Source organism: Fibrobacter sp. UWB11 (genome assembly GCF_900143015.1).
GTDB lineage: Bacteria > Fibrobacterota > Fibrobacteria > Fibrobacterales > Fibrobacteraceae > Fibrobacter.
Genome location: NZ_FSRT01000003.1, coordinates 132,530 through 149,697, shown reverse-complemented (window position 1 = coordinate 149,697; position 17,168 = coordinate 132,530). Strand labels below are relative to the sequence as shown.

Below are 17,168 nucleotides of genomic sequence, written 5' to 3'. Positions count from 1 at the left end.
AGGAATCATGAATTACTCTAAATTTGGCGGGCAGATTGCCTGCAAAATGGCGATGCTGCTTGCCTTTATATTTGCAGCGTGTTCTGAAGAACCTGGTAATTCTCCGCTTGCGCATGATGGCGGTTACACAGAAGAACAGGCTTCTCTTGAGAATATTAATGTGGTGGCGTATGCAAGGTTGTTTGAAACAAAAATTGATGAAAATGACACTACTAAGGTCAATTTTGTTAGTTCAGTTCCTGTGGGTTCTGTTGTAAGAATGTCAGAACTGGATTCTGTCAATTTTAGCACAACGGGTTTGGTTTACTATAGTCAATCTAAAGATACTTCGGGCGAGTTCAGCTTTGATAGCGTTTCACTAAAGAGCCCTTATGTTATGCTCGAATTGTCTCCTTACGAATGCGGAATAGGGGATGAGGAACGTAGATGGATAGACGGCTGTGTCGTTAATGGAACTACTCATTATATGGTGTATAGTTTGATAGTTGATTTGCGAAAGGTTAAGAATGTCAGTATCAATGTGGCGACGACTATAGAGACTAAACGACTGCTGGGCTTGATTGGCCAAGGAATGAGTTTTGAGGATGCTAAACGACAATCCGAAAGTGAAATACTCAGTGCTTTGGGAATCTATGGTGTTCCTTATCGTTTTGATAAGGCTGAGTCTCAAGAAAATCAAGATGAAATCTTATTCGCGAGTTACGTGGTCGGCTTTACACCTAAAACTGAGGCTGGTTTGGCAAATGCGTTTGCTAAAGCTGGCTCTTTTAAAGCAATACCTAATGTGAAGAACGACTTTGTCGAAGGAATTGTTAGCTGGTTTGATGCCGAATGGATTGGCGACGATGTGAAGGTTCGTCTGCATGACCTTATGCATAACTTCATGGCGAGCTTGTGGGAATTGGATCCGTGTTCTGCTGGAAATGAGGGCTATAGCACTGCGTTCACCTATGATGTACACAGAGATATTGATTTTGTTTGTAAAAATGGAGCTTGGTCCTATTTAGTCCATTATGTGGTTCCTGATAGTGTCGGTGCTATTTTGGGCGAAATGACGGATTCCCGTGATGGATCGAAATATAAGACTGTTACATATAATGTTGACGGCGGTGCGCAAACATGGCTTGCAGAAAATTTGAAGTATAAATCTGCAGATGGTATTTATTTCTGGAATGATGCAATGGCTTTGCCTGATTCTGTTGCGTTGATTCCTTATGAGGATTGTATTGAAGAAGATTCTTATACGAATTGCGATCGCCTGCAGGCGGAAAAAAGCAATCTTGATTACGAGAGACTTTGGGCTATAACGGATTCTGTCAAGGCGACTGGGAAAAACTATCAAGGTATATGTCCTGATGGATGGCATCTTCCAGATGCAAATGAATGGAAAAAGTTGCGTGCTTATGTGGAAGGAAAAGTAAATGTTCGCATGTTGGATTATAGAATGGATATGATGGCGATTGCCGGATTTGGAGAATCTGATAAAAAAATTGGAGCTAAGTATGCTGTAAAAATTGATAGCACGTTTAAAGTTTTAAATAATACTGATCTTGTGAATTCTACGGTAATCTCGATTTATAGCAATGGAACTAAATGGACTTATATAAGTCGAAAAGCGAAATTTAAAGCTACGCAATCAGAATATCTAGGTGAAAATGAAGTTTCTGTTCGTTGTGTTAAGGATTAAATAAAGGAGGAATGTTTTATGAATATTAAAAAGTGGCTCATGGCGTTTTTGACGCCGCTTGCGTTAATCGCTTGTTCTGAAGTCGATAGCTTGGTGCCGAATGCTCCTTCGGGCGAGCCGTATGGTTTGTCATCGAGTAGCGATGAAGCTCCTGCTTCAAGTTCGAGTGTTGTGTTTGACGGCTCGGATGTAGTTTATAGGGGAATGAACGTTTATACTGCTCCATATGGGTCTGTTCAGATATATGAACTTGATTCTGTAACTTTTGATACCACGAGAAGAGTTCCTTATAGTTGGAATTTTAGTAGTAAACCTTTGTATTTGGTAACTCCTGATATCGATAGCATTGTTATTGATAGTTTATCTTTGAAAAGTCCTTATGTTATGCTTTCGACGGATTATTCCAATCGACGCTATAATATTGTTGATGTTCGGGATGCGAATGCCTTTGCCGTTGACAAGAAGACGTACTTTGAAAGTATTCGAGCTCGTTATCTGATGAAATCTGGAATGAGTTTTGCTGAAGCCAAAAAACAGGCAAGCAAGGAAGTTCTTGAGTCGTTTGGCTTTTATGTTGATTTATTTGATAAACCCGAAGTTGAAAATGTACAGGATCCTAGCTATAGAATCTATATGGCGTTTATCGAAGATTTTATGAAATACACGACCGAAGATACTGTTGTTGCGAAACTTGAAAAGTGTGGCAATCTCACTTGCGGTACGGAGTTTTTGAAGAAACGCTTTTTGACAGAATCATTGAATATGCTAAAAGAGCTTAGCGAAATCTTGACTTATGCGGAGAGTGTTGAAGAACAGGATCAATATGCCGTGCTGTCTGTTGAGAAAGCTCGTCGGAATCTTCTCTTCTTGAAATCCTTCGTAGCTCATTTGCTTGATGCGGGCTTGTGCACTGCGGAAAATGAGGGAAAAGCTTTTGAAATTCTCGACAAAAACATTATGTTGACATGTCGTTCAGAGGGATGGGAATTTTCGTATAAAGAAATGAAACATTCCATGGGAACGATGACGGATGAACGTGATGGAAAAACGTATAAGACCGTGACCTATGATATAAATGGAAAAACGCAGACTTGGCTCGCAGAACGCTTGGACTATAACGCTTCTGAATTGCAGGTGCCTTGCGAACATCGAGCGAGCTGTTGTGGCATGTACGATGTCGGTGGCGCTTTTAGCTTGGACACTTCGATAATTGAAACAAGAGAAATGTGCTTTCAGCGCCATTTGAAAGATTGCCCGGAGTGTGAAGAGTCTGATTTCTGGAATGAGTGTGAAGAAGGCCTTGAACGGAGTCTTGATACATTGAAGTATCGTCAACATATGGATTCTGTTATGGTTGAAAAGGGCGTGTATCAAGGCGTTTGCCCCAATGGCTGGCATATTCCCACGCGTGGGGAAATGGATTCTTTGCTGGATTATATGGTGGAATGGTATAATCCGACTGTTCCGAAGAAGCACGAAAATATTGACAGAAAAGGGTTGGTCGGGGATTATTTGCATCGTACTTTCTTGGGTAATCCGACTGGATTTGGGCTGACTTTGGACGAGTATGATTTTTACGTGGTTGATGAATACAATAGGGCATGCTCTGCGGTAGATAGATACAGTTGCTATGGAGATGAATTTCCGAGTATGGCTGAATCGTATGTTCGCTGCATCAAGGACTAAATCTTAAAACGTAATACAATTATTTGTTAGGAGGAAAGGGAAGACGGGGTTCGCCCCGCCTTCTTTTTTTTGACGCCAAAGGCGGAAGAGCAACCTCGAAAGGTGAGAGTCGCATCCATACTTATGCATGGATATGACCGAGCCGGAGAGGTTGGGGCTTGCCCCAGTCCATTATTTCAAACATACGTCATTCTGACGCCAAAGGCGGAAGAATCCATTATTTCTTGAATTTATAAATTATTTTATTTATATCCTTAAATTCTTTAATTTTTTATTGATTTTTGTAAAAATGCTTGAATTTCTCTAAAAACGCTAATTATTTATCATAATAACTATTGACTTTTTAAATTTTAGAGATTATATTTCAATTTGGAAACGACACGGGTCTTCGGATCAAGAGGTTGTTCTGTAGGGGGGATACGATGAAGGATGTACTAGAGTACACCAATTACCACCAGTACATCGCGGATTACTACGCCGAGAAAAAGGCGAAATCTGCGTTTACTTGGCAAACTTTTACGCAGGCGGCAGGATTTTCATCGCCTGTGTTCCTTAAATACGTGAGCGAAGGCCGCTCGAATTTGAGCGAAGAAACCGCAGGTCAAGTCGCGTTTGCGATGGGCCTTTCGGGTTACGAACAAGAATATTTTGCCGAAATGGTCAAGTTCGACCACGCCAAAACGGACGAAGAAAAAAAGTTTGCCTTCAATAGAATGCTTGCCATTGCCGATGTGCATAAAGTCAGAATCATTGAAGGCGATTCGTTCCGTTATTTCGACAGCTGGAAAAATCCGGTGCTCCGTGAACTCGCTCCTGCGATGCCCGGTGCAAAGCCGCTTGCTCTTGCTCGTGCTTGTCGTCCTAAAATCACCGCTGCCGAAGTCAGTGAATCGCTTAGTTTTTTAATCAAGGCAAATTTGCTCCAAAAGGACGAAGACGGAAATTACGTACAGACTGAAAAATCTGTGACGACCGGCCCCATGGATGTGACTCCTGTGGCCGTTCGTGGAATGCACCGCCAAATGGGAGAATTTGCGCTTGACGCAATCGAAGGTGTACCGCAAAAAGAACGCCATTTCTCGGGCCTTACGCTTGGCATTACTCAAAGTGCATACGATGAAATCGTTCAGGAAATTGCGGAATTCCGTAAAAGAATTATTGCGATTGCAACGAAAAATGATGCTGCCGACGAAGTTTATCGCTTGAACGTGCAGTTTTTCCCGATGACAAAAAAGAGTGTTGATAAGGATTAGGAGGATATCATGAAGCATTCAAAACAAAACTCGCTGTTGCGAGATTTTATTGGAGCTGCGTTCTGTTTGATTATGGCGTTTGCTCTTGTTATGATGTATGTCGGTTGTTCCGAAGAAATTAATCATTCTCCGTTAGCGCATGAGGGCGGTTCTACGGAAGAAACAGCTTCGCTCGAAAATATTACTGTGAAGGGGCTTGCTATGGCAAGTATGCGGCGCGAACCGTTGGATTCTTCTAAACAAGAAGTAGATCTGTCTATAAGCGGAATGCCGAAGGGTTCCATCGTAACTCTTTATGAACTTGATGCCGATTCGCTCGAAAAAACGGGCGTGTCTTATGCCGATACGATTGATAACGATGGCGGCTTGTTCAACATTCAGGGCGTGACGCTAAGGTCTCCGTATGTCTGGATTACGGCTGTTGAACGGAAACCTTTAACTATGAGTGTTAGTTGTGAATATTATGGATGTGGTGAAGATGGACAAGGTAGTACGCTTAGCTTGAATGCCTTTGTGGATGTCCGTGATACAACGCCTGTTACTGTTGATATTTTCTCTGATTTGATAGCGTATCGTGTGCGTGTTTTGACGTTGATTGGAAATGATTTTGCCGATGCGATGGCTCAAGCGAAACGAGAAATTCTTGAAGCTTTTGGACTTTATGGAATTGTATTTGACAGTTTGGATGTTTCGGGGCTTGATTACTATGCGATGCAGTCGGTATTTGTTAGAGTCATGCTTAATTCGTATGGTTATGAAAATTCTAAGGAGGTTTCCTCTGTTGCAAAAGCGTTTGAACAGACGGGAACTTTCATGAGAGGAAAAGAGACTGTGAAAAACGGCGTGATGAGTGTTGTTAAAGATTTGAAGTTCAAGCTGAGTATTCCGCAAGGTGTCTATGATAACATGGGGCCGCAGGTGGCGAAAGAATATCAAGCGATGTTACTTTATGAAAAATACCTTGCAGGGATGATGTCTGTTGTGCTTGAATCTGGACGATGCACTTCCGAATTGGAAGAAACAACCGTAGATGTTACTGGAGGAATTTATAGCTCGGATGATGTGAAATTCAAAATCGTTTGCCGTTCAGGAAATTGGCACTTGACTTATGGACAGGTCCCCCATACGTTTGGAACCATGACGGATGCTCGCGATGGTAAGGTCTACAAAACTGTAACTATAGACTTTGGCAATAAAACGCAAACATGGATGGCCGAGAACCTGAATTATAGCGGTGTAAATACAAGTTGCCTCGATGATAATGAACAAAATTGCGCTATCTATGGCCGTCGATACAATTGGCTGGATGTCGTGGGGCTAGATGAATCTGTTCTAACTAGTGAATATGAATCTATGCAAGAATGCAAGGATTCCATATCTAAGCGCTATTCAACAGATACGATACCGTACGATTCTGCGTATATCGCAAAATGTATTGCTGAATTGGAAGAACCTGATGAATATGATATTGAAAAATGTGAATATTATGGCGGCGCCATCCACGTTAATATAGACTCTTTACGAGTTATATATGATGCGGAAATTCAGGAACGCTGCGAACAGATTATGAGTGAAACGTCGAAGTTTATTGATGTTAATAAGGTGAACTTGGATAGTCTCGCTGGGACTCAAGGCGTATGCCCGGATGGTTGGAGAATCCCCACAGTTGATGATTGGGAAACTGTCTATACATACATTGATCAAAGATGGCATTCTAATACTGAGGCTTCTTTCTTGCTTACTGCGCCTTCTATAGGAGATCCGTTTGGATTTAATTTATACAATACTGTTGTGATGGAATGGGCTGGTAACCATTCTTTGAAAATTGAAAAAAAGCGGGCGGAGTATATTGTGATTTGGAATGATCGTTATATGAGTAACTCTTATACCGGTTACATCAAATCAATACCGCTGATGAATACGGCGTATTCATTTGGTTACGATGTGGTTTCGATTAACCCTTATTATAAAAATTTGTTTGTCCGCTGCATTAAGGATTAGGAGGAAGTATGTTTGACTGGAAAAAGAAAATAGTTTATGGTTGCGTCGCGTTACCGCTTATGCTTTTGGCTTGCTCTAATGAAGATGCTAATGCTTTAGCGCCGATTGTGTCTTCGCAGATGGGGACTGAAGGAGGTTCAGCTCAAACGTCTTTGGTTGTAGATTTGAACTGCGTTCACGTGGATGGACGTGCCGTTAATTTGTCGAATATGGACAATGGCGTAAAAAATGAGTTTCTTAATTTCGAGTTGGCGTCCAAAGTGAGAATGTATGAGCTAGATTCGGTGACGCTTGATACTACGGGAAAAGTTTGGAGGAGTTATATTCTCGATACGAATGGAAACTTTAGCTTTGACAGTGTATCGCTAAAAAGCCCCTATGTGATGATTGAAACTCAGCCCGCAAAAAGTTCGCGTATGCAAATTAGTCCTAGATTGATTATTGATGTGCGAAAGGCGAGTAATGTGAGTGTCAACTTGCTCACGCATTTCGAAAGTTTCCGATTGCGTTACTTGGTACAGTCTGGCGTGCCTTTTGATTCCGCGAAGGCGATGGCTCAGCGCGAGGTCTTGGATGCTTTTGGCATGTACGACAAATCCCCTGATTACGACAAGAATGATGATGAACATGTTAAAGATTATTTGAATTTTGTAGGGACGTATTTTATATATGTTGTGGTGGATCCGGTGACGGAGTCTTTTGGCCAAAACGGAATGTTTAGAAATCTAGATAGCTGGCTTAAGGATGCGCTTATTAATTGGGCTGAATCCGAGATTGATGTTGGCGATTTCGGTCTAGAGCTTCCTTATGAATACTACGAAACCATTGACAAAACAGACTATTACCAATATTCATACAATCGTATTCGCTTTGCGGTAAATTTCTTGTCTGCCTTGAACGACTTTGGCAAATGCACTGCTGAAAAAGAAGGTACCAATTATGAAATTCAAGAAGGTTACTACAGTATTCAATGCCATGAATCCCAATGGAAAATGACAAAAAATGGATTCAAACAGGTAGGATATTCTACTGGGACGATGACTGATAACCGTAATGGAAAAATGTACAAGACTGTTACATATAACATTGATGGTTCGCCGCTGACGGTGATGGCGGAAAATTTGGATTTTGGAAATGGTGAACATAAGGAATGGTGCCTTGATCTCAAACCGAAAAATCATGCTCTGAATTATCTTGCCTTTGATGATCTTAAACTTGCTGAATCGTCGGGCTGTGGTGTTTATGGTGGCGTGTATAGGGCTTATGATGCGTTTATGTTGGATACGACATTTTTAAGGGAAAACGTATTTGATACGTGTGTGGCGAATTATGTCAAATATTGGCGGGACGAAGGGGCTGCTGTTATTGATTCTAATCAAATTCGAGAATCTTGTTATTACACGCATTTGAATGAACAAAAAATTACGGCATGGGCAGATTCTGTTGAAAAAGCTGACGGTCATGTTCAGGGAATTTGCCCTGATGGGTGGCATATTCCGACCGGTAAAGAATGGAGAACTTTGTGGAAGTTTTTAGACGGTATAAGCATGGGTGACACCTTGTTGGGCGATCCCTCGGGCTTTGGATTGAAAACTATTGCTCGGGTAGACGAAGAAAGCGGATTTGTTGATACGAAGGGCGATGTTTATTTCGCTATGAAACCAGAATTTTTGGCTGATTATCAATATCAGCTGTGGGCCTGGAGCTATAAACCGCGTAACCCTGAGGTTGGTTATGGTGTGGGCATTGTGACCTCGTTCGTCCGTTGCATGAAAGATTGATCCCTCGTGTGAGTGTTAGGAGGAAATGAGGGACAGAAGACGGGGTACGCCCCGCCTTCTTTTTTAAATATTGTATCTTTAACCTATCTTGCGCGTCATGTGCAAAAAGGACTTATTATGAAACCTGGGAAAACTGAACTCCGTTTGAATGCAGAAATTGAAAAGCGTGGTGCCTTGTTTGCTGTGCTGTTGGATCCGGATACTTCGGACGAGGCGGCGTTTGTAAAGGCCGGTTCATTGGCTGCGGAAAATGGAGCAGACCTCCTTTTGGTGGGCGGTTCCTATTTGGGTAATTTTACACTCCCCAAGCAGGTAGCGGCGCTCAAGGCTGCCGTTGATTTGCCGGTTATTCTTTTCCCGGGTGGAGCATCGCAGGTTGTTCCTGGCTTTGATGCCATGCTTTTCATGACTCTTGTGAGCGGTCGTAATCCGAACTATCTTATCGACGAACAGGTTCGTGGTGGTGCGCTTGTGCGTGCACTCAACATGGAAGCTATTCCGACGGCGTACCAGCTCATCAACAGCGGCAAACGCACGACAGTCGAATACATCAGCGGTACGATGCCCGTGCCTGCAAACAAGCCCAAGCTCAGCATGGTGAACTCCATTGCTGCAGAATTGATGGGCATGCGTTACGTTTATCTCGAAGCTGGTAGCGGCGCCGAGGAACCCGTGCCGGTCGAACACATTGCCTACACTCGCAAGGCAACCGAAATGACCATCATCACCGGTGGTGGCATCAAGGACCCGCAGACTGCTGCCGTTCGCGTTGCTGCAGGTGCGCAGATTATCGTGACCGGAACCCTCTGGGAAAAGGTCAATGATCCTGCCTTGCTTAAGGAATTCGCTGCCGCAATCCACGTGAAAGGCTAAAAAGCGTCGCATTAGTGCGTAGTGCCGAATGGTCCGCAAGTGCGTTGCTTTTTATAGAAAAGCACCAATTCATCAAAAAAAGTTATGAATCCAATTGAAAGAAAGTATTAGTCAAAACGGCTAATTCCATCTACATTTGTGCCCGAAAAAAAGAGCTCTTGAAAAATTCATCTTAAAAACAATCTTAAGGAGATTGAATATATGAAGTTCAAGTTCATTGAAATGGCGGCCCTTATTATCGCTACGGCAGTTCTGTTTGCCGCTTGCGAAAAAGTGGAAAACTGCCACTATGATGAAGCTGCCAAGACGCTCAAGTGCCAAGGTCAAACGTACGCTACCGTTGAAACGGGTGGCCGTATCTGGATGGCCGAAAACGCCAACCTCGTGAATTTCGATTCTAGCTATTGCTATGGCAATAACCTCGACAATTGCAAAAAGTATGGACGCCTTTACGATTGGAAATCTGCAAACGATGCATGCCCCACAGGTTGGGAACTTCCGAAACAGGCTGACTTTGAAAGCGCTGACCTAAAGGTGCTCAACATCGGCAAGGATGGCTTCCGCTATTACGACGGAAAATTTGCTGACGAAAATGTGAGCGCCAGTTTCTGGACTGCCGATGCATTCGACGATTCCCGCGCTGTGATGGTGCGTGTACAGGATAAAGTAACGTACGAACATTACAACAAGAGTATTGCCGCCTCTGTCCGCTGCGTCAAGATTAAATAAAACCACACAAACCTGTCACCCTGAACGGCATTGCCCCTATCACGTCGTTCAGGGTGACTTCTTTTTTTGAAGGAATGGCGGAAAACTGCCAAAATTTCCCTTTTTTCGCGAAAATCGCGTGATATTCGAGCTTGGGCTCGTCTTTTTTATTTATAAATAGATATATTCAAAATGTGAGTGCCGTGCGTGTTGCGCGGCATCGTTTCGAGGTTTACGATGCAAAAACTTGTGATTGTTACTTATGTACTCAGGGGACTTGGCTTTATTTTGGTCCTGCTTTCGCTTTTTGGCCATGAAATCATTTTGAATCTATTCCCCGGTCTCGAGGGTATGTCCATTAATCCGATTTTCTATTCGGGCATCGTAGTGTACTTGATTGGAGCTGTCATATACTTCTTCATCAATAAAAAAGAAAAGGCCGATCGCCGTCGTCGTGAAATCGAGGAATCCTACAAGGCTGCAGGCCTCAGCGGTTCTGACGATGAATCCGACGATGAAACTCGCGATAATGATAGCGACGATAATTCTAACGAAAAGTGATTGCGTGTATGAGTGATTTAATGATTGAAATTGAGCACCTGCACAAGACGTATCGCAGTGGCTTTACTATGAAGCCGAAGCTTGCGCTTAAGGATGTGAGCTTCAATGTTGAAACAGGCAAGGTGTATGGATTTATTGGGCCTAACGGTGCTGGCAAGTCCACGACGATTAAGGTTTTGACGGGACTTTTGAATTTTGATTCGGGCAAGGTGCTTGTAAACGGTATCTCTCCGCGTGACACCAAGAGCCGTCAGTATATCGGTTATTCTCCGGAGCAACCTTACTTTTACGATTACCTTACAGGTCGCGAACTTTTGCGCTTTTACGGCAAACTTGTGGGGCTTAAGGGGGCGGAACTCGAATCCCGCATTGGCTGGGCTCTTGAACTTTTGCATGCGAACAAGGATTGGATCGATCGCAGATTGCGTTCGTATTCCAAGGGCATGATGCAGCGTGTGGGCATTGCGCAGGCAATTCTCGGAAAGCCGAAGCTTTTGATTCTCGACGAACCGATGAGCGGCCTAGACCCGATGGGTCGTCGTGACGTGCGCGAGGCTATCCAGCAACTCAATCGTGATGGTGTTACGATTTTCTATTCGAGCCATTTGCTTTCGGATGTGGAATCCATTAGCCACCGTGTGGCGATGATTGTAGATGGGCACATTGTCCGCGAAGGTACTGTTGACGAAATTACGGAATCTTGCGGAGTTGAATATCATGTTCGTGTTCGTGAGGCTATCCTTGCTGCTGATTTGCCACGAGGAGTCTCTGCAACGGGCCATCCGCAGGAATACATTTGCGCTGATGATGTGGCGCGTGACCGTTTGCTCGGCTTCTGCCTCTCGAACGGTATTGCCGTAGAAAAAATGGACCATAAGCGTCCGAGTCTTGAAGATATTTTGACGGAGGAAATTGCCCGTGCAGACGCTTAAGCATATTGGCATTATTGCCCTCAATACGTTCCGCGAATCTATTCGCGACAAGATTCTTTATAATATCGGCTTTTTGGCGATTGCGCTTACGCTTTTTAGCATTGTGCTTGGTGAATGGTCGGTGTTTGATCGTGCTTATGTCATTAAGTCCACGACGCTTTCGGTGATGAGCCTTTCGGGACTTTTGATTTCCATCTTTGTAGGCATAAGCCTTGTGCAAAAGGAAATCCAGCGCCGGACCGTACTTACGCTCCTCTCAAAGCCTATCAGCCGTGCCGCATTTATTGTGGGCAAGTATTTTGGGCTTTTGGCTGTCGTTGCCGTCCACCTGCTTTTGCTGACAGGTATTTACTATTGCATCTTGTGGGTAACGAGTTCTAGTCCGACGATTAGCCTCTTGACTGCTATTTACTTGATTTTCTGCGAAATGGCGGTTGTGATTGCGGTGGCGCTTTTGTTCAGCAGCTTTAGCAGCACGGTGCTTTCGGCGCTCTTTACGTTGGGCGTTTACTTTGCAGGGCACTTGAGCGATCAGCTTTTGGAACAAGTCCGTTTTGCAAGCCGCATGGGTGAACTTCAAAGCACCTCCTCGGCAATTCTTGAAAAGGCTGCGGTTGTAATCCATGCCGTATTCCCTGGACTTTATCGATTTAACGTAACCAACTATGTTGTACATGGCGTAGCGCTTCCGGACATGTATTTGTTCTGGAATTCCGTTTATGCACTTGGTTATATTGGCGTGTTCCTCTCGATTGCGAGCTGGTGGTTCAGCCGGAGGGATTTCTTATGAGAAATCAATATATGGCAAAAGTTCTCGTTCACAACAAGGTTGTGTCCGAGGATCAAGTCAAGGCCCACTGGGGTGAAATAACCGACTCGATGGATATTGGTCAGGTTCTTGTTCGTGCAGGAATCTTGAAACAGTCTATGTACGAGAAGGTTCTTGCTTTTGTGCAAAACCTCGAGGCAAAAAATGCAAAGCCTGCAACTCCGGCGCATGCTTCGGCTCCGGCTAGTGCTCCTGCTGCAAAACCGGCTAGCGCTCCGGCAACTCCCGCGCCGCAAGCAGCACCTGCTCCGGCGGTAAAATCTGCAGCCCCTGCGCCTCAACCAGCAGAAGAGCCCGCTATCAAAATTGAAGGCAACAGTAGCCTTTATGGTGAAGCGTCTTCTTCGACTGTTGTCATTGAAAAAGTCGAAGGGCTTGAATCGACGAGCATGGCGAATGTGCAAGTCCCGGTGGAAAGCGAAGCTCCGGCCGAGGAAAGCGCATCTGAGGAACTCCCGTCACAGTTCGCCGTTGCAACTGGCGAAGGTAATGCAGTCGAGGCTCCAGATGTCTTGCATCCGATTACACCGCTTGCAAAAGTGATTGCTTATGCCCGCAAGTACAATGTGACTGATGTTTATTTGTACGCAGGCCGCCAAATCACGATGCGTCAATCAGGGTTGCTTTTTATCGCCTCTGAAAAAGTGCTTGAAAAATCGCATTTGATGGACCGCCTTTCCGAAGCTGCGGAAGGTTTTTCGGACGGCTATAAAATTGTAGTCGGTCGCAATGTCAGCAAGACTTTTGCACTCCCGGGTGTTGGCCGTGCTCGCATTTCTGTCACATGGAACGACGTGACTCCGAGTATTTCGATTCGCATAATTCCGATGGAATCGATTGCTCTCGAAAATCTTTACCTGCCCGAATTCTGCATGCAGTTTGCAACGCTTAATAGCGGCCTTGTGCTGATTGCGGGCCCGTCTGCAAGTGGCCGCTCTACAACGATGACTGCGTTTGCCGAATGCATTGCCGCAAACAGGCAAGTGTTTATACAAACGGTCGAAAAACCGGTAGAGCGTTTGCTTTTGAATCCGAATGGTTCCATTGCTCAACGTGAGGTGGGCTTGCATGTGCGCTCCGGTGCCGCTGGCATCGAACTCGCCATCCGCACCGGTGCCGACGTGATTCTCTTTGACCATCTCGAAACGATGGAAGAACTTTCTCTGCTCATGCAGGCTTCGAACGCGGGCGCACTTGTCTTTGCTGTGACAAGCGGTAACAATATTCATGCGCTGCTTTCTAGACTTCTCATGTCCGTGCCGAGTGAAAACCGCAATGCGTTTGCATGTACGCTTGCCGACCAGCTCAAGGGCGTTGTCGTTCAGCATTTGATTCCTGTGGTGAATAACCAGGGGCTTGTACTTGCATCCGAAGCAATGAAGGTAACATCGACAATTGCGGGAATGATCCGCAAGGGTGATGTGTCGCAAATTGTTTCTGCAATTAGCGGTCGAAAGGATCAGGGCATTACGTTGGACGAATCCTTGCAGATGTGCGTGGATTCTGGTTATATCGATGGCGTTGAAGCGTGGAAACGTGCAAACGATAGCCGTCGTTTTGCGTCTTATCGTAAGGTTTAATAGCGGGGTTCGTCATGGCGTCAGAAATTGAATCTCTTTTGGAATATGCCCTGAATGTCGGGGCGAGTGACTTGATTGTAACTGAAGGGGCTCCTTCGGCTATCCGCTTTGCGGGGCGTGTATGCGCTATTCCCGAATCTACTGCGCTTCCGTTTGGCTCTTTGCTTGAATTTTTAGGAGCGCTTGATGGTGAATCGGGTACGTTTGTTGGCGGTCCGTGGCAGAATACTAAATGGCGTGTAAAGTATTTTCGCGAAGCTTTAGGTAACGCTGCGATTTTCCGCCCGTTGATGGCGGAATGTCCGGAATTTACAAGCCTCGGTGCGCCCGCTGCTCTCGATAGCTTGCTTGGACTCAGTTCCGGCTTGGTTGTTTTTGCAGGCCCTGCTTGCTCTGGAAAAACGGTTACGGCGACATCGTACGTTTCTGCCATGTGCGAGTCCGGTATTTTGCGTTTTTGCGATTTGGACGAAGGCCATGAACTTTCGGTGAAGATTGGCGAGAGCCTGAAACTTGTAAATACGGTAGGCTCTACTTCTGAAAAGTTGGAGCAGGGACTTCGTAGCGGAACGGACCTTTTCTGGCTTGGCGATTTCGACAGTTCTGCGTTAATCTCCATTTTGCGTGCTGCTGAGGCGGGAGCCTTGGTTGTTATGAATGTAACTGCAGGTAATGCGGTCGGTGTTGTCGATACGTTGCTCTCGGCAGTTCCTTCGGAAAATCGTGATCTGGTCCGCACGATGCTTGCCGCTGCACTCAAGGCTGTTGTTGTCCAGAGATTGTTGCCTCCCGCACAAGAAGGTGCCGTGGTTCCGCCAGCTTGGGAAATTCTTTTTAATACGCAAAATGTATCATCCCTCATACGCAGTGGAGACCATTTCAAGTTGCCTTCCATCATGGAGGCTTCCGCTTCGGAAGGCATGCTGTTGATGGATGATTGCCTTGCTGAATATGTCCGCTCTGGCTTAGTGACTCCCGAAGAGGCAGGTAGGTATGTTTCCAATCCCGCTAGGTTGGCTTAAGAAAGCGCTTCTTTTGTCGGTGGCTACTGTAGCCTCCGTTTATGTGACGCCGGTACAGGCGGCACATTCCGCTGATGAAACGCTCTTGAGCGCTATGCAATTAGTACCCGATTCGCTGCAGGCAAAGAAGACAAAGTCTGTGCTTTACCTTGGTGGTGGAGAACGCTCTCCTTGGTTCCATTTGGGCGCTTTGTACGCATTGGAAGAATACAAGATTCCTGTAGATTCTATTGTGGCAACTTCGTGGGGCGCCTGGATGGGTGCTTTGTGGTCGCTTGGCGTGTCGATTGATGATATCCAGCGTTTGATGATGGATCCGTATGTCATCGAACAATTGGGCGTGAATTCGATACATGCAAAGACGGAACACGATGCCTTTAAACTCCCGATTTCTGTGGATGGGCTTCCGTCGCTTCGTGAACGTTTTTCGTTTTATGCAGATACGGCGGGGAATGTTTACCGCAGCATGCATGCGCTTGTTCCAGATACGGCGTCTATTGAACGCTCTCTTTCGCGCCTCCGGTTTGAAGAAATTCTTTTCCGCCAGCGTGGAACTTATCGTATCCCCTTTACGCTCTTGACTTGCGATAGCATTATTGAAAATCCTTTATATGCAGATATCGTGAATTCGCTTCCGCTAGCGGGTAATGAAAAGTCGGGAGAACTTTGTCCGTACCAGACTGTACCTTTGGCAAAAAATCCCCAAGAGGCTTCGTTAATCGTTATCTCGGACCCCATACGTTACGAACTCGAGGGAAATGCTGAATTGCGTACGCTCAAAAAAGATGTTTTGACGAAATTGGGCGATGTGCAAGGTGTTTTTATAAGGGCTCATTCTATTCGCGATACATCCCGCAAATCCATGATTCAAGCGGGTTTTTCGGCAGTGGAACATGCCTTGCGCGAAATTATTCCGATTGTTGATGGCCGTAGGGAATATTCCGACAAGCAAAAATCCGAAGCTTGGTTTGAATTCAATCCAGTGTTTGACAGTCTTTCTTCGGAACACCATTCGGCTGTGCTTTCGTACTGGAATCCCAAAGATACTGGGTTTGTAGCTCCTGCAAATTTTGCTTATTCGATTGCATCTAAGGCTCCGTACGATACGATTTCGTTCAATATGCAATCCGATGGCAGTTTGTTGATTGATGTAGGCGTGCATCCGACGGTAGACGTTGCTGTAGGCGGTTTTGGCTCGAATGTGATTGGCGCAAATGCATACGGCGAATTGACGCTTAATTATGTGAACCAAATGGAAATTTCCTTGACATTGGCCGGTTTTTACGGAACGTCTTCCTATGGATTCCGTCCGCATCTTGATATTTCCAATCTGATAAATCGTCATTGGAAGTTTACTTTTAGCTACGACTTGATGAAGCTTCGCTTTTTAAAAGCGTTCGAAAACGATAATGTCCCCAGTGTAAACCGCTTTAAATACGAAACGAGGAATGACCTTTATTTGTCGGCAAAGTATGCAATCGACAAAATGCAATCTGTCGAGGTCAAGTTCTTGTTTGGTAGCCGTGAATTTGAATTGTCTCCCAAGGCTGTGCCAGAAATTGACTTTTTTGATGATGAAATTGTAAATACAAGCAGTAATTACGAGACAAGTCCGGTGACACAAAGTGTCCATTATTCCTTGTTGAACGGTGAGGATGACCCATGGTTTGCATCTAAGGGATATGCTGCAAATGCGTCTATTGGCTTGAATTTAATTGGGTACGGATTCCACCAGAGAAGTCCGATTTACGGGATTTATTCTTTTGACGGAAGGTTCTCTTATGCGCCGACGAAATACACGTCAGTGACGGTTGGTGCCGCGATGGGCTTTGATGCTTATCGTGATGGACATTTCAAGTTCCCCAAGAACTTTGACAATACTGCTATGGAAGATAGGTATCGCCTGCATGTTGCTGCAACGCCATGGTCAGGAGACTGGCTCGACCCAGAGCTCTCATCGCATGGGTATGCGATGCTTCGCGTGAACGGAGGCGTTCACCGCCAAGGATTTGGCGCCTGGCTCTCGTTTGCGTATATCCACGATTTTGAGGATAAGGCAACGGCAATGCTCAATTCAAATAAATTTGTAATAGAGCCCGCTCTTCGCTATGCATACCGTTCGTTTACGGTTTATGCCGGGCTCAATCGCGTTGTGGATACAGAGACTTTTGCCGATATCAAGCGTATAAAAAATTACCGATACTTTATCCGTATCGGCGATTACAATCTGTTTTAATGTACTGCGTCATCCTGAG

13 protein-coding genes are annotated in these 17,168 nt (G+C 45.0%); all 13 read left to right on the top strand.

Annotation, left to right across the window (positions count from 1 at the left end; genetic code table 11):
* Positions 1 to 7 precede the first annotated feature (7 nt).
* The gene (locus BUQ91_RS12820; RefSeq protein WP_074209554.1) at positions 8 to 1,687 is read left to right on the top strand and encodes an FISUMP domain-containing protein; all 1,680 of its coding nucleotides are present in this window, start codon (positions 8 to 10) and stop codon (positions 1,685 to 1,687) included.
* 18 nt (positions 1,688 to 1,705) lie between these two features.
* Positions 1,706 to 3,373 carry an FISUMP domain-containing protein gene (locus BUQ91_RS12815; protein ID WP_074209553.1) on the top strand — a complete coding sequence of 556 codons (1,668 nt, stop codon included), beginning with the start codon at positions 1,706 to 1,708 and terminating at the stop codon, positions 3,371 to 3,373.
* A gap of 422 nt (positions 3,374 to 3,795) precedes the next feature.
* Positions 3,796 to 4,626: a TIGR02147 family protein gene (locus tag BUQ91_RS12810; RefSeq protein WP_074209552.1), complete on the top strand. Its 831-nt coding sequence runs from the start codon at positions 3,796 to 3,798 to the stop codon at positions 4,624 to 4,626.
* 9 nt (positions 4,627 to 4,635) lie between these two features.
* Complete coding sequence (locus BUQ91_RS12805; protein WP_074209551.1) at positions 4,636 to 6,627, top strand: FISUMP domain-containing protein; 1,992 nt, start codon at positions 4,636 to 4,638, stop codon at positions 6,625 to 6,627.
* Between the two features lie 8 nt (positions 6,628 to 6,635).
* On the top strand, positions 6,636 to 8,408 hold the full coding sequence (locus tag BUQ91_RS12800; RefSeq protein ID WP_074209550.1) for an FISUMP domain-containing protein: 1,773 nt from the start codon (positions 6,636 to 6,638) through the stop codon (positions 8,406 to 8,408).
* Between the two features lie 117 nt (positions 8,409 to 8,525).
* On the top strand, positions 8,526 to 9,281 hold the full coding sequence (locus BUQ91_RS12795; RefSeq protein WP_074209549.1) for a phosphoglycerol geranylgeranyltransferase: 756 nt from the start codon (positions 8,526 to 8,528) through the stop codon (positions 9,279 to 9,281).
* A gap of 201 nt (positions 9,282 to 9,482) precedes the next feature.
* A complete protein-coding gene (locus BUQ91_RS12790) occupies positions 9,483 to 10,010 on the top strand; it encodes an FISUMP domain-containing protein (RefSeq protein WP_074209548.1) in 528 nt (175 codons plus the stop codon).
* 216 nt (positions 10,011 to 10,226) lie between these two features.
* Entirely contained in the window at positions 10,227 to 10,550 is a 324-nt protein-coding gene (locus tag BUQ91_RS12785) for a hypothetical protein (RefSeq protein WP_072829350.1), read from the top strand.
* 8 nt (positions 10,551 to 10,558) lie between these two features.
* Positions 10,559 to 11,482, top strand: coding sequence for an ABC transporter ATP-binding protein (locus BUQ91_RS12780; protein WP_254842358.1), 924 nt, complete (start codon positions 10,559 to 10,561; stop codon positions 11,480 to 11,482).
* Positions 11,469 to 12,272, top strand: a complete 804-nt coding sequence (locus BUQ91_RS12775) for an ABC transporter permease (RefSeq protein ID WP_072829345.1) — start codon at positions 11,469 to 11,471, stop codon at positions 12,270 to 12,272. The genes BUQ91_RS12780 and BUQ91_RS12775 overlap by 14 nt, the downstream gene beginning before the upstream one ends.
* Complete coding sequence (locus tag BUQ91_RS12770) at positions 12,269 to 13,891, top strand: type IV pilus twitching motility protein PilT (RefSeq protein ID WP_139299748.1); 1,623 nt, start codon at positions 12,269 to 12,271, stop codon at positions 13,889 to 13,891. Before BUQ91_RS12775 ends, BUQ91_RS12770 begins: the two co-directional genes overlap by 4 nt.
* Before the next feature lie 14 nt (positions 13,892 to 13,905).
* A complete protein-coding gene (locus BUQ91_RS12765) occupies positions 13,906 to 14,913 on the top strand; it encodes an ATPase, T2SS/T4P/T4SS family (RefSeq protein ID WP_072829341.1) in 1,008 nt (335 codons plus the stop codon).
* Positions 14,885 to 17,149: a patatin-like phospholipase family protein gene (locus BUQ91_RS12760; protein ID WP_074209545.1), complete on the top strand. Its 2,265-nt coding sequence runs from the start codon at positions 14,885 to 14,887 to the stop codon at positions 17,147 to 17,149. The genes BUQ91_RS12765 and BUQ91_RS12760 overlap by 29 nt, the downstream gene beginning before the upstream one ends.
* Positions 17,150 to 17,168 lie beyond the last annotated feature (19 nt).